General features: G+C 33.3%; 13 protein-coding genes. 7 read left to right on the top strand and 6 right to left on the bottom strand.

The features are described 5' to 3' along the window. The first annotated feature begins 88 nt into the window (after nucleotides 1-88). The 4 genes from ACKC83_RS15340 to ACKC83_RS15325 all read left to right on the top strand — a co-directional run bounded on the left by ACKC83_RS15340 (nucleotide 89) and on the right by ACKC83_RS15325 (nucleotide 5474). On the top strand, nucleotides 89-2185 hold the full coding sequence (locus ACKC83_RS15340; RefSeq protein WP_434036184.1) for a DEAD/DEAH box helicase: 2097 nt from the start codon (nucleotides 89-91) through the stop codon (nucleotides 2183-2185). A gap of 470 nt (nucleotides 2186-2655) precedes the next feature. After that, the gene (gene egtB, locus ACKC83_RS15335; RefSeq protein ID WP_434036183.1) at nucleotides 2656-3804 is read left to right on the top strand and encodes an ergothioneine biosynthesis protein EgtB; all 1149 of its coding nucleotides are present in this window, start codon (nucleotides 2656-2658) and stop codon (nucleotides 3802-3804) included. Then, entirely contained in the window at nucleotides 3805-4806 is a 1002-nt protein-coding gene (locus tag ACKC83_RS15330) for an L-histidine N(alpha)-methyltransferase (RefSeq protein WP_434036182.1), read from the top strand. 2 nt (nucleotides 4807-4808) lie between these two features. Continuing rightward, a complete protein-coding gene (locus ACKC83_RS15325; protein ID WP_434036181.1) occupies nucleotides 4809-5474 on the top strand; it encodes an aspartate/glutamate racemase family protein in 666 nt (221 codons plus the stop codon). Between the two features lie 85 nt (nucleotides 5475-5559). Here the strand turns inward: ACKC83_RS15325 and ACKC83_RS15320 are convergent, their stop codons facing one another. The 4 genes from ACKC83_RS15320 to ACKC83_RS15305 all read right to left on the bottom strand — a co-directional run bounded on the left by ACKC83_RS15320 (nucleotide 5560) and on the right by ACKC83_RS15305 (nucleotide 9149). Then, complete coding sequence (locus ACKC83_RS15320) at nucleotides 5560-6777, bottom strand: glycoside hydrolase family 172 protein (protein ID WP_434036180.1); 1218 nt, start codon at nucleotides 6775-6777, stop codon at nucleotides 5560-5562. Nucleotides 6778-7068: 291 nt separating this feature from the next. After that, entirely contained in the window at nucleotides 7069-7578 is a 510-nt protein-coding gene (locus ACKC83_RS15315) for a 2'-5' RNA ligase family protein (RefSeq protein ID WP_434036179.1), read from the bottom strand. 215 nt (nucleotides 7579-7793) lie between these two features. After that, nucleotides 7794-8180 (bottom strand): VOC family protein, encoded by a 387-nt coding sequence (locus tag ACKC83_RS15310; RefSeq protein WP_434036178.1) that lies wholly within the window; start codon nucleotides 8178-8180, stop codon nucleotides 7794-7796. A 153-nt stretch (nucleotides 8181-8333) separates the two neighbouring features. After that, nucleotides 8334-9149 (bottom strand): hypothetical protein, encoded by an 816-nt coding sequence (locus ACKC83_RS15305; RefSeq protein WP_434036177.1) that lies wholly within the window; start codon nucleotides 9147-9149, stop codon nucleotides 8334-8336. A 377-nt stretch (nucleotides 9150-9526) separates the two neighbouring features. Between ACKC83_RS15305 and ACKC83_RS15300 the strand changes: the two genes are divergently transcribed. The 3 genes from ACKC83_RS15300 (at nucleotide 9527) to ACKC83_RS15290 (ending at nucleotide 11720) form a co-directional block, all read left to right on the top strand. Next, nucleotides 9527-9874 (top strand): ArsR/SmtB family transcription factor, encoded by a 348-nt coding sequence (locus tag ACKC83_RS15300; RefSeq protein WP_414034710.1) that lies wholly within the window; start codon nucleotides 9527-9529, stop codon nucleotides 9872-9874. Between the two features lie 108 nt (nucleotides 9875-9982). Further along, entirely contained in the window at nucleotides 9983-11032 is a 1050-nt protein-coding gene (locus ACKC83_RS15295; protein ID WP_434036176.1) for a permease, read from the top strand. Between the two features lie 133 nt (nucleotides 11033-11165). Next, entirely contained in the window at nucleotides 11166-11720 is a 555-nt protein-coding gene (locus ACKC83_RS15290; protein WP_434036175.1) for a DsrE family protein, read from the top strand. A 64-nt stretch (nucleotides 11721-11784) separates the two neighbouring features. Here ACKC83_RS15290 and ACKC83_RS15285 read toward each other — a convergent pair whose 3' ends face one another. Together ACKC83_RS15285 and ACKC83_RS15280 are read right to left on the bottom strand one after the other, a co-directional pair. Continuing rightward, nucleotides 11785-12741, bottom strand: a complete 957-nt coding sequence (locus ACKC83_RS15285; RefSeq protein ID WP_434036174.1) for a YheT family hydrolase — start codon at nucleotides 12739-12741, stop codon at nucleotides 11785-11787. 79 nt (nucleotides 12742-12820) lie between these two features. Then, nucleotides 12821-13282 carry an SRPBCC family protein gene (locus ACKC83_RS15280; protein ID WP_434036173.1) on the bottom strand — a complete coding sequence of 154 codons (462 nt, stop codon included), beginning with the start codon at nucleotides 13280-13282 and terminating at the stop codon, nucleotides 12821-12823. Between the last annotated feature and the right edge of the window lie 81 nt (nucleotides 13283-13363).

Here is a 13363-nt window from a genome sequence, read left to right as displayed (position 1 = left end):
ATATTTAAACGCTCTCAGTCCACAATAGAAAAAGTGAAAATAAGATTAAGTTGTTAACCAATAGTTGAGATGTAAAGGCGTATTTATCATGGAAGTAGTTTTTGAGAACATAGTAAAGAAGTGGTATGAAAAAGATCATCAAGAACATGCGTATAACGAAAAACAGCTTGTAAATGTCTTGTACAAGCATAATTTTGATGTAGAACTTGTTGAAAACGCATTAGAAGAATACAGTATCTATTTCGATCGGGTAAGACGGTATTTATTCCTTCCAAAATGGGATAAAATCTTAAGAGATTTTCCGTCATGGTTTGGTTTAGTAAATGATAATACGCAAGACGTTTTAAAAGCTTTTACCGATGAAGAATATGCTTTAGAAGACGATCAAGCAAAATCATGGATTATTGCTAAAGTTACTAAAAGTATTCCCAATTCGAGTTTCGGATTTTTATATGAAGCCCGAATATCGTTACCAGATGCAGTGGCTTCGCCTAGTCAAGAAGGTGTACCTATCAATCTGTGGTGGAAAGAGGTTTCGGAGTCTCATAATATCCAAGGGATCTTTTTAGCGTATTACAGAAAATCGTCTTCAATGATTTTTAGGGTTTCTTATGAATTATCTGCAGAACACCTAAATACATTATTCCAATTTAAGCCTAAGCCAATAAATTTTTTAAAAGATATTAAAAGACGATTTTATAGTGCACATTCAGATCAATCAAGCTTAACCAATCAGCTGTTTTATAAGACAGATTTTCTACGCCGTAATGCACATGAGATTGATAATGATTTTATGGGATTAAATACATCTAAAAAAGAGGCTCTAGATCGCGTGTTTTCTCAAAATGTGACCTTTATTTGGGGACCGGCAGGTACAGGTAAAACGTATACCTTATCGAAAATAATTACTAAAGCATGTTGTTTAGGTCTTCGAGTGCTTGCCGTTGGAATTTCTAATGTATCCATAGATATTCTTGGTCAGGAGATTATAAAAGAATTCGATTCATATAATGATACGTCTAAAACCTTAATTAATAGCAGAAAATTACTGAGATTCGGATATCCTGTTTTGCCGGAAATAGTTCAGGATAACCGGTTGTATCCGGATAAGGATTTAGTTGATAATTTACGTAAAAACTATGGTGAGGTGCTTAAGCTATTAAGAGCACAAAAGAATCAAGATTTAGAAGAAAAAGCATTACTTAGAAATAGACAGGTACTTTTAAAAAAGGAGATTAAACAAATTAATCAGAAACGTATTGGGCAGTCGCAATTGGTGTTTACAACTGCTGCACAGTGTTTTATTGGTGACCATTTTGAAAACGAACAATTTGATCTTGTGGTTGTCGATGAGGTTGGAATGATGCCTTTAGTACAGACCTTAAGCATGGCAAGTTTTACAAAAGATAAATTTGTTGTTGCAGGCGATTTTAAACAACTCGGCCCCATAAGTATTGGTAAAACAGAGGCTGTTAATAATTGGTTTAATACAGATATTTTCGACTATTTTAAGAATGAAACACATTACGAAGATACAATTCAAGTCATGTTAACCGAACAAAGACGTATGCATCCCGAGATTTGTGAACTGATAAATGATCGCTTTTATAATGGGAAATTAACCACACATTATACTCCGGAGTTCGAGCATTTAAAATTTAATAATGAAACATTACAGGCTCCATATTATTTTATACCTGTCCATCCTAAGCAAGGTTCGGTAGTAAAGTCTACTGCGGGTATGTCGCGAGTAAATGCCAAGACAGGGCAAGTAATAATCCAACTAATTACTCAAATAGTTAGTGCAAATAGCAATATTAATGTGGGGGTTATTACACCTTACAATGGACAAGTTACTTATATAAAACGGCTATTAATAGATTTGCTAACGGAGGAGCAATTAGATCGGGTTAAAATAGGAACTATTCATTCTTTTCAAGGATCAGGCTTCGATATGATTATTTATGATATAGTAGATAATAGCGACAAAAATATTGGGCGACTTTATAAAGGGGTTCAAGGCGAACGTCTATTAAATGTAGCCTTATCTCGAGCCAAACATAAATTAATTATTGTAGGAGACCCCAAAGTATTTTCCATGACCGACGAACTTCAAGAAGTATCTAAAAAATTAAGATCATTTATGGTCGAGTTAAGATTGTCTCAATATAAACTAGAATTTTAAATTGTTAGATTTCTTTTTTGGTTGGAGTAATATTCCTCTTATTCATATTTATTGCTTTTTTTCAGAACTAATCATCTTGCATTTGGAAGATGAAGACATTGGCTAAATATTAATTGTAACACTTTCAAATTAAAAGGGTAAGACAATTTCTTTGCACTTTATTTTAAAATTCCATAAGGAATCGGGTGGTAGTCCGACCAAAACCTAAAATAAACCAAAACTGGCACGAGTTCTAATTCGTTTAGCTAATCAGGATCATTAATTTTGAAAGTAGCGATTGGATTAATCTGGAATAGTAAAATTTAATACAGAATCAGTAGCGTTACAAAAATAATGGATTGCGTTAACGCACGTTTAATAATGCTATAATTTTGCTTCAGTTAAATTTTTATAACTTTAGGTTGTTGTAAATAACCTGATAAGTTTTGGTATTACAGTCTTTAACCAAGTAAAAAAATGTATTAGTAGATATGAGTGTATTGATGAATTATAGACAAGTTAGAGAACAAACACTCAAATTTTGCAATCATTTACATATAGAAGATTATACCATTCAGGTTGTACAATTTGCGAGTCCACCAAAATGGCATTTAGCGCATACTACTTGGTTTTTTGAAACTTTTATTTTAAAAGCGTATTGCGATAATTACACCGAATTTAATTCTCATTTTAACTTCCTTTTTAATAGTTATTATAACAATGCAGGCGATAGAGTTTTACAGTCTAACCGTGGTAATATGTCTCGGCCTAGTACCAACGAAATTCTAGAATACAGAACATATGTAGACACTAAAATGTATGAGTTACTAGTTGATGTTTCAGACAAAAAACTGATAGAATTAGTAACACTTGGATTAAATCATGAACAGCAACATCAGGAATTACTCATTACCGATGTAAAATATATGCTAGGTCATAATCCCATTTTTCCAGTATTTAATAGCGAATACCATTTAATTAAAGACCATAATAAATATACAGATAGTATACAGATTAGCGCTGGAGTATACGAAATTGGGTATCAAGGTACCGAATTTTGTTACGATAACGAGTTAGGTGTTCACAAGGTTTATATTAACGATTTTGAAATTCAGAACCGTTTAATTACTAATGGTGAGTATATGGAATTTATGGAATCTGGTGCATATTCCGACTTTAATTTGTGGTTAGACGAAGGCTGGACTTGGGTTAATACCCATAAAATTAATGCTCCGATGTATTGGCATTTAATTGAAGAAGAATGGCATTATTACACCCTTTCGGGTTTACAAAAAGTAGATAAAAATGCGATTTTAAGTCATATTAATTATTACGAAGCCCAGGCATTTGCCGAATGGAAAGGTATGCGTTTACCCACAGAATTTGAATGGGAAGTCGCGTCTAAAGCCTTGAACTGGGGAACACGATGGGAGTGGACCAATAGTGCATATTTACCGTATCCTAATTTTCAAAAGGAAAATGGTGCACTTGGTGAGTATAACGGAAAATTTATGAGTAATAAAATGGTACTTAGAGGTGCCTCCGTTGCCACATCGCCGAACCATAGCCGCGATACTTATCGTAATTTTTTTAACCCTACCGAAAGATGGCAATTTACGGGAATAAGATTAGCAAAATAGATGATAGAAATAGTTAAAAGTAATCGCGTAGAGAAGAAGAACTTAAACTGCAAGGATTTAGACCAATTTAAGTCGGATATCGAAAACGGACTACAAAGTAGTCCCAAGACCATTCCTTCTATGTATTTCTACGATAAAAAGGGAGATGCTCTGTTTCAAGATATCATGAATTTGCCAGAATATTATTTAACGCGTAGTGAGTTGGATATTTTTCAGAATAAAACAGACCAATTAATTAAAGCAATGAATTTGCAAGCAGATTCTTATTTTGAATTAATTGAGCTCGGTGCAGGAGACGGTTTAAAAACAAAGGAATTACTGAAGTGTTTAGACATAAATAATTTTAAATTCGATTACTTACCTATAGATATTTCTTCTAACGCATTAGACCTGTTAGAAAAAGACCTAAATGCTACGTTACCAAATGTATCGGTAAAGACAAAACAAGGGGACTATTTTAAAGTGTTGGATGCTTTAAAATTAAGCAAGAAGCCTAAAATTGTATTGTTTCTAGGATCTAATATTGGGAACATGACCGACGATATGGCTTCGGCATTTATTAGTAAATTAGGTGCGAATCTCTCGGCAGGAGATAAATTATTATTGGGAGTAGATTTAATAAAACCCCAAAATATTGTTTTACCAGCTTATAACGATAGTCAAGGAATAACGGCTGCTTTTAATATTAATTTGTTAGATAGAATTAATACCCAACTGGATGCAGATTTTAATTTAAATCAGTTTAAACACAGTCCTGAATACGACGAAGAAGAAGGTATTGCTAGCAGTTTTATTGAAAGTACCAAGCAACAAAGTGTCGAGATTAAAGCCATTGGTAAAACATTTCATTTTGAAAAAGGTGAAAAAATACAGACCGAGGTTTCAAGGAAATATAATGATGTACTTATATCTAAAATTATCTTGAATACAGATTTTAAGTTAGATACCAAAATTTTGGATAGCAAAGCTTATTTTGCTGATTATATACTTACTAGATATTAATTATGGTAAGCAATAATCTTGTTCTTTTAGGCCTTGGTAGCCGAACAACGACATATTATTTAGGTGAACTGAATGCGGTATATAACAAGAAAAATGGTGACTATAGTACCTGCCCGTTACTGGTCTATAATGTAGATTTTAATGATGTAAATTCGTTATTACCAAATACTTCAGAAACATTAGATGGTTTGGTGCAAGGGTATTTAAAAGACATTATATCATTTAAGGCTGATGCTATAATTATTCCTAATATTACGCTTCATGAAACGGTAGATCGATTGCATATGGATTCCGAAATTCTTCATCCACTTCATTTAACTGTCAATAAATTAAAACAGCATAACTGTGATAAAATTGTATTGTTTGGCTCACTGTATTCTATGACAGCAGATTATATTAGATCGTATTTTAAAGCCAATATTATTGAAGTTGTTCTGCCTTCGGAAAATGATATGGCCTTTATAGATACTGTAAGAAAGGAGGTTTATAATGGAACAGAAACGTCTAATCTTGTCAAGCAATTTCATGAATGTATAGCGCGTTACGCCGCGATCCATCCTGTGGTTTTAGGGTGTACCGAATTATCTGTATTGAATCCTAAATATACTGCAAATATTATAGATATGGCGCAATTACAAATAGATAGTGCTATCGATAGATTGAGTTAGATTGCTTTCAAATTAAGCCGAATTAGCAATTAAAGAACATCATACTAAAATGTATTAACGCATTTTCATAGCAATATTTCTTGAACTAATCTGCTTCATAGCTTTCGTTAAGTATAATATCTAAATCAGCTGTTCGTGCAGCTAAATTAGGAAGTTGAGGAAGTGGTGCACTTGGCACAGGTTCGTACCAAAATGTAGCTGTGGACCAATCGTCTTGTCTTTCATAATAACAGCATCCAATTTGCTGAATTGCAATTCTCATTTCTTTTTTCCAATAAATAGGATCAGGTATATGCCAGCGATACATCGATATATAGCTAGGTTGCATTTGCACAATGTTGTTATTCTTTTTATTTCTATTTAGAGACATGGCTTCAACTAAGGTATCGGCTTTAACTACTAAATTAGCCCCATGGTACTTGTAAGTTGTATTTTGTACACCATAAGATAAACCTACCCAGTCTTCTGCCCCGGTGCCACAGAGTGTAGGGAATTCGGTATCACCATCCATATAAAATTTAATTTCTCCTTCGCCCCACCAGTCCGGATGTAAGGTTCTTATGCCTAAGACAGCTCCTACAAATCGCCCCTTTCCTGTTCTTTTGGGTAAAATTTCAAAATCTTCTTTTAATGTGGTGGCATTTTCGCGTCTAAAAAGTGTGTGAAGTCTTCCAACGTCTTCGCTATGATTGTCGTTTGCTGTATAATCTATTTGATAATACACATTTAGATTCGTGTCAGATTCGTTTGTTAATGTTATTTTGGCTCCTTTTAAAAACGGCATAGGTAACCAAAAATTCATAGCTCCTTTTTCGCCTATGGAGTGGACGGCAGATTCATATGGGGTCAGTTTGGATTGCGCTAATCCCATAAAATCTCCAATCGGACATTCTATACTAGGGTGTTCCTGTCCGTCCCAATATGCCCGAATAATGGTACTTCGTAATTTTTTATTGCGTTCTTGTGGTTTTTCTTTTATCCAATTCATATGAATAAAATCACCCGCCATCCATATGTGTCGGATGGTACCAGAATCTTTAATATCGCATAACACCACCTCCTCGTTAGGTTTGAGAATTCTATTTGGAGACCCTTTGCGTCCTACGCCTAGATTACTAGCAGACATGCCAGATTTACCTGGTTCACCTGTGGGGTTTTCGAACGATATGGCTCGTGGCACAATATCTGTATTGAGATCATATAGGCTTAGTTGTTCAAAATTATTATTAGGTTGTTCTGTTTTTTTTGCTTCTGTACAACTATATAAAACCATTGCGAAGGCGAGAAACAAGAATCTTTTCATAATTAATGTGCTTTTAAACTGTAGTATATTGACTGCCTGTTTACTAAACTATTTGTTTTTTTTAATAGTGATGTGTCAAATTAAATTTATTTTGAAATTTTGCAGGTATACTATCTTAAAGTGATAACATAGTATAATTCAATATTGAATCATCAGGAAGTAGGGGAGTAAATAAAATCTAAATGTAATAACGGAGGATAATGCATTCATTTTACTTTAAAGTTGAATGTATATTAAAAGTTACATCTTCGTGTTTCTATCTAATAAATATTCAATTAAGATTTACTATCATTAGACACAATGGCTAGTCACAATAGGGTATTCATCTAATACCTTCCATTTTCCTCCATTTATTTGTTCTATTAAACTGATTTTATTGAAAAACAATTCAGTGGGTAGATCTTGTTTTTTAATCTCTAAAAAAATAGATTCGGTACAAGCCGAATTTCTAGGGTGCATTAGTGTGACGTGAGGATGTTGTTCATGTATTAAATGTGTTCCTAAAATGCATTCTCTTAATGCCTTAAATTCTGTGTTTTTATTGTTTGCAGGTAAAAAAACACCGCGTCCATTTGCAAATCGTTCTGGTCCGTTTAATGCAATGCGGAGTGGTTTTTCTAGATTTATTGTGGAAATGCGCTCAATTAGTTTGGCAATGGAATCTATTTCGTCTTCGCGAAAAAGGGTAATATGGCAAGGAATTAAATGGTATTGTTCGGGATTATAGGTCGCTCTGATTTTTTCAATATTCTCACTCGATTCTTCAATAAATAAAGTGAATTGCTGTCTAAGGTTTTGCATTGTTTATTAAATGTAGAATGGTAGATATTTACAAGTTATGTGCGATTTATAAAGGCGTATTTCTAATAGTAATATCAGTATTATAAGGCGATACACTTATAAAAAGGATACATTAATGAGTTAAGGTGTGCTTATTTTGATTTACTCAGATACATAAAAAGTCTATGAGTATTGCTGTTTTTGCCGTATATTAATCAGACTGATTATAATTTAATTTATCGGACGTCATCGTTAATCTCAATCCAATATCCATCTGGGTCTTGAAAGTAAACTTGTCTAATCCCATCTTTTCGTATGTAATCTTTGTTTGGGGTATCTCGCCAATCCGAGTATTCGATATTTAATGCATTTAACTCTTTTACAAAAGAATTCATATCGGATGTGGTTAAAGCAAAATGTACTGCTTTATTTGTTTTTATTTCAGAATCTGGACGTGGAATAAGGTGAAGCTGTCTCCCTTCATTAAGAGATAACCACCTCGTTTTGGAGTCTGAAGCCGTATTCTTAATTTCATCGAGTTGAAGTACCTGTTGATAAAATGCAATAGATACATTGACGTCTTTTACTGAAAGTGCAATATGGTTGAATGAGAAGGTTAGCATTTAATCGATATTCAGTTTATAGGATTACTAAGTTATAAAATTAATTGGCAATTGAAGGTATGGCTTATTTTTTTCACACCCTTCAAGGGCTTTCTATAAGGTTGGTAGAGTATATTAAGGACTGAATTATATTTATTTTAGTAGCTGTTTTTATTATTCGTAAAACTCTTTTAGAATTATATTTTTGCCTTCTGTTAATTTCTTTAATTCGCTTAAAATATAATAGCGATGCATAAACCCGCAGAGTATCACAATTTTTTTGCCCGGATTTTGTTCCGAAATTTTCATAATATTTTTAGCCATTGTTTGATTTCTTAAATCCCAAAAATCGCCAGCCAGCTGATAACCATCTCGAAAACTTATTTTTTCGCCATTTGGTTTGGTATGAAAACGCGTCCCAAATTCATTTCTATTATTCGTTATTTTTGTCAGCTTTTTATATTGATAATTTTGCCTCTCTGCACAAATGCTATCTGTAGACGAATTATTAAAGTTCTCGGGCGCTTGAGAAGCTAATTCTACCAAGGGGTCTAACAGCGCTTTATATGTATTATAAATTTCGGATTCTGTGGGAGATAATAAGCCAGCTTTGTCTAAACTATCTATAAGTTTTGTGGTTAATCCATCAGTGGGGCGCGAGCCAATATTTAATCTATATTCATTTCTACCTTCAAACTCATATGGTCTTAACATAGTTGTTGGGTATTTATTAATATATTTTTCTGAAGCCATACGTTCATTACTATTAGAAACATTTTTGTGTCTAAAATCTGAAGTGAAAAAAGTAGAGTCTAATTCTTCTAAAATTAAATCAGGTTGGACATCTTCTAATATGTTGAATAGAATTTCGGAGTTAAAATTAGTTTCTGGTTTATGAAGTGTTCCAATAACAATTAGTTCAGTTTGTTTTGTTGTTTCACATGATAAAACTGTGACAAAAATCAGTAATATTAATAAGGTTTTATGCATCTTTTAATGGTGTCAATTGCGTGTTTAAACAAAAGATATGGATTTATGTGGAACTATTTTTCAAAGAAATATTTAAAATGTATGATAGAACAATGGTCTAATTTTTAACCTATTGATTAAAAATAAAATGAATTTCAGGTCACAAAAGTCAATTCAATGGGGTTTTATAGGAACTAAAGATAGCTATTATGATGTGTGCATGTATAATTTAATTATGTTTTATTTAGACTCTAATTGCGTGCTTTTTACTAAATAGGATTCGTATAATGTCACTTTTTACGTAATAAAAATTTGCTATTATAACTGAAAAAATTACATTTGCATTATATATGCATAACAAAGCATGTGTTTTAAATTTTGACTTAATTAGAATCGTAATGAAGCCCAACCTACAAAACAGTTTAAATATTTTTAAGGCGTTATCGGAAGTGACACGGCTTAAAATTATTTGGTTATTAATTAATATGGATTCTAGAATCTGTGTTTCAGAAATAATTGAAGTTTTAAACGAACCGCAATACAACGTATCTCGTCATTTAAGAATACTAAAAAAAGCGGATATAATCGACGAGAGTAAAGAAGGGAAATGGGTCTATTATTTCATTAAATCTACAGACAGTGAGTTTATGCTTCACATTAAAAATGCGGTAAGTACAATCTCTGAAAAAGACATGACTATTGAAATAGAACGTTGTAAACAACGACTTCTTGAACGTGACTATTAACTAATAATCTACATTAAAAAACCAATGTGTATTGGTTTTTTTAAAACCTAATATATGCGAAATATCACATATGTTAATATCTAATCATTAATTATAATTTATTTTAAAATGTCAGAAAATTTAAATATTGCACTAGACGAGTTTATTCATGTAAGTGTTGCATTGTTCTTTATTATTGCCTTTGTATCTGTTTTAACAGGCTTTATACGGGCGTATATTCCACAAGATAAATTACAAAAACGATTAAGTAAAACGGGTAAGTATAGTGGTGTAATGGGAGCTATTCTTGGCATTCCTACACCTTTTTGTAGTGCATCTATGGTACCTGTTTCTATGGGAATGCTTGAAATGGGAGCGCCATTATCCATGGTATTTTCATTTTTGTTATCGGCGCCTTTAGCCAATTTTGTGGTCGTTGCATTTATTTTTGCTGTATTTGGACTTAAAGTCGCGGTGGTGTATTTTATTATCGTTTTTGTTGGTGCAGTGGTTTTTGGAACTATTGTCGGTAAAACGTCATTGGTAAATCAAGTGAAAATTATGGGAACTAAACCTAAAGTTAATCCTTGTACTGCGGAACCGGCAAGCACACAGAATTGTTCGGGGACAGTTCAAGAAAATTGTGAGGACCCGGTTATTTTAATTTCCGATTGTTCGGCTATTCCAGTTTCTAAGACATCATGTACTGCACAAGCTGAAAATTTAAGTTGTGAATCAAATTCAAAGTCTACATTTCCTAAAGTAAAAAATGAAAAGGTAAGGGGGGCACTAGATTTTGCTTGGTCACTCTTTAAGCGTATTATGCCTTATGTGTTAATTGGTGCTGTAATTAGTGCAATATCTGTGGTTTTTGTGCCTGATGCCTTTGTAGAAAAGTACTTAGGAAACGATAATCCGTTAGCCATATTTTTAGCTGCAGGAATTGGAGTGCCTTTATACCTTAGAATTGAAATGGCAATTCCGTTATTAAGTGTACTCATAGGAAAAGGAATGAGTATGGGGGCGGCTATGGCTTTACTAATTGGTGGAACGGGGGCGAGTTTACCGGAGATTGCTATAGTATCTTCCATGTTAAAACCTAAAGCAGTTGTTGCTTTTGTGGGCTCTATTCTGGCTATCGCCGTTATTGGTGGATTTATATTCTATTATTTATTTTAAACGCATATTTTATAAAGTATAGGGCATTTTTCTTTAATGAAACAGTCTCGGGCTAAATGAATTTCAGGTTTAGTCTAAGGCTGTTTAATAGATTTTCTCTTGTGTTATTGTACATTTCTTATTATAATTACAAATGCAAAATTCAGTTCAACGTTTCTTTTTTATCGTCTTGTTTCTTACGCAAGCACATATAACCTACTCACAAAAGATTAAACCTACAACGGGACCTGTTTTCGATTCGGTTGGTGCCGTATTTACGGTAAACGATTTAGATTTTGTACCGGACGCTTCTCAGGAGCTAAAAGCCATTTTCGATATCGATAATAAACAAGCAGATGCGAGTATACCCAATAGAGTTATTTCTAGTATGCACCGTTATTATAATATGCATGTAAGAGCAGGTATTCCACAAGATCAGATTCATCTTGCTCTTGTTTTGCATGGTGGTGCTGTTAAAGATGCATTAGCGTCGGCAGTATATAAAGAGAAATACAATGTAGATAATCCGAATGTAGATTTAATAAAGTCGCTTTCTGCTATTGGTGTCGATGTGTTTCTGTGTGGTCAATCTATGACGTCTGGCGGGTATAATAAAGCAGATTTATTACCAGAAGTAAAAGTGGGTTTGTCCGCGATGAGTGTCCTTACCGTATACCAAATGAATAATTATGCGTTAATTAAATTCTAATACATCATACCTTATTTTATCGCTTGTGTCCGAGCTAGTCCATTGAATAATTTGAATTGATTTATTATATGCTGTTGAAAAATTCTAAAGCTCGGATTTCAGCATAAGATTGTGATGAATGTTTTAAAGGAAAGGCACAATGACCACCATATTTAGGCATTTCTAAATAGACATAATCGCTATTTTTAGCTTGTGATATCGGGTAGCAGCGATCGCCTAAAAACGGATCGTCTAAAGCATTAAATATAAGTACGGGTGTCGAAATATTTTGTAATACAAATTCTGGTGAGACACGCTCGTAATAATCGTCTTTATCGATAAATCCGTGCATTGGCGCTGTGAAATAATCGTCTATTTCGTCGAAACTATGTAAAACGTTTATCTTATCAATATTCGCTAATTCTGGAAATTGTATTACTTTTTGCTTCAGCTTTTTTATTATTTCCTTTTTGAAATTATTTAAATACACTTTATTAAAACCCATTTTCAACGTCTCAGAGCAGGTTTTTATATGAGTAGGAGCAGACACGGCGACAGTGGCGGTTATTCGTGGATCTGTTTTGCCTTGACCTAAATAATTTAAAACTTGTGCACCACCCATAGAATATCCAATAAGGTAAACCGACTTCATTCCCTGACTAAAAGCAAATTGTACTACGGCCTCCAAGTCATCTACAGAACCATGATGATACATTTTTGGTAACCGGTTCATTCGTCCGCCACAGGTCCTGTTATTCCATGCAAATACCGAAAAATCTTGTGCAGCAAAATAATTTGCACAGCTATTATTATACGTTCTTCTAGAGTCGCCTTCTAAACCATGACATAAAATTACAGCTTTGTCTTGTCCCTTAATAACAAAATCGATATTCAGAAAATCGCCATCACTTAATTCTAAAGTTTCGGTAGCATATTTTGGTGGTGAAACCTGCTTTATTTTAGCGGCATAAATAGTAGAAAAATGGGGGTTTCTGTGAATTAATGACGGTGTGTTATATTTGGAGTTTTCAATGATGGGCATTTCAGTGGATACTATTTAATGGTGAAAATTTATAACGAGCTAAACGTGGTAATCGGTTTAAAATTGAAGCGGGTATTATTTATTTCCCGAATAATTCGTCTAGAACAGTGTTGCGGTATTTAAAAATTTCTTCGAGTTTACTTTTAATCATAATACTATTGGCAATAGTCCCAAGTAAGCCAAATGGTGGCTGATAGGTTACAATATCTTTCATTAAAGTGCCTCCTGCAGTTTCTTCTAAAAAATGCTGATGATGCCATAATTTATAAGGTCCCACCCGTTGTTCGTCTACAAAATATTGTTTGTGTTTGACGTGTGTAATCTCTGTAACCCACGTGGTTTTTATACCCAAAACAGGGGAGACTTTGTAGTTAATTATCATCCCTTCGTACATAGCGTCCGGTAAATTTTTAGTAGTAATATCGAATCCCATATAATCCGGTGTAATGGTTTTTAGATTCTTAGGATTCGAGATAAATTCCCATAAAACATCTACAGGTTGATTAAAAAATTGCTCGCGTTGAAATTGATAAACTCCCATTGGTTCGATTTTGTGTTAGTTCTGTGACGTATACAATATACCATTATGAAACGGATATAAAGATAAAAGAATAGCTGAAAA

Source organism: Formosa bonchosmolovskayae, assembly GCF_051016085.1.
GTDB lineage: Bacteria > Bacteroidota > Bacteroidia > Flavobacteriales > Flavobacteriaceae > Formosa.
The sequence above is the reverse complement of the archived record's forward strand: the minus strand, read 5'-3'. Positions and strand labels throughout refer to the sequence as shown.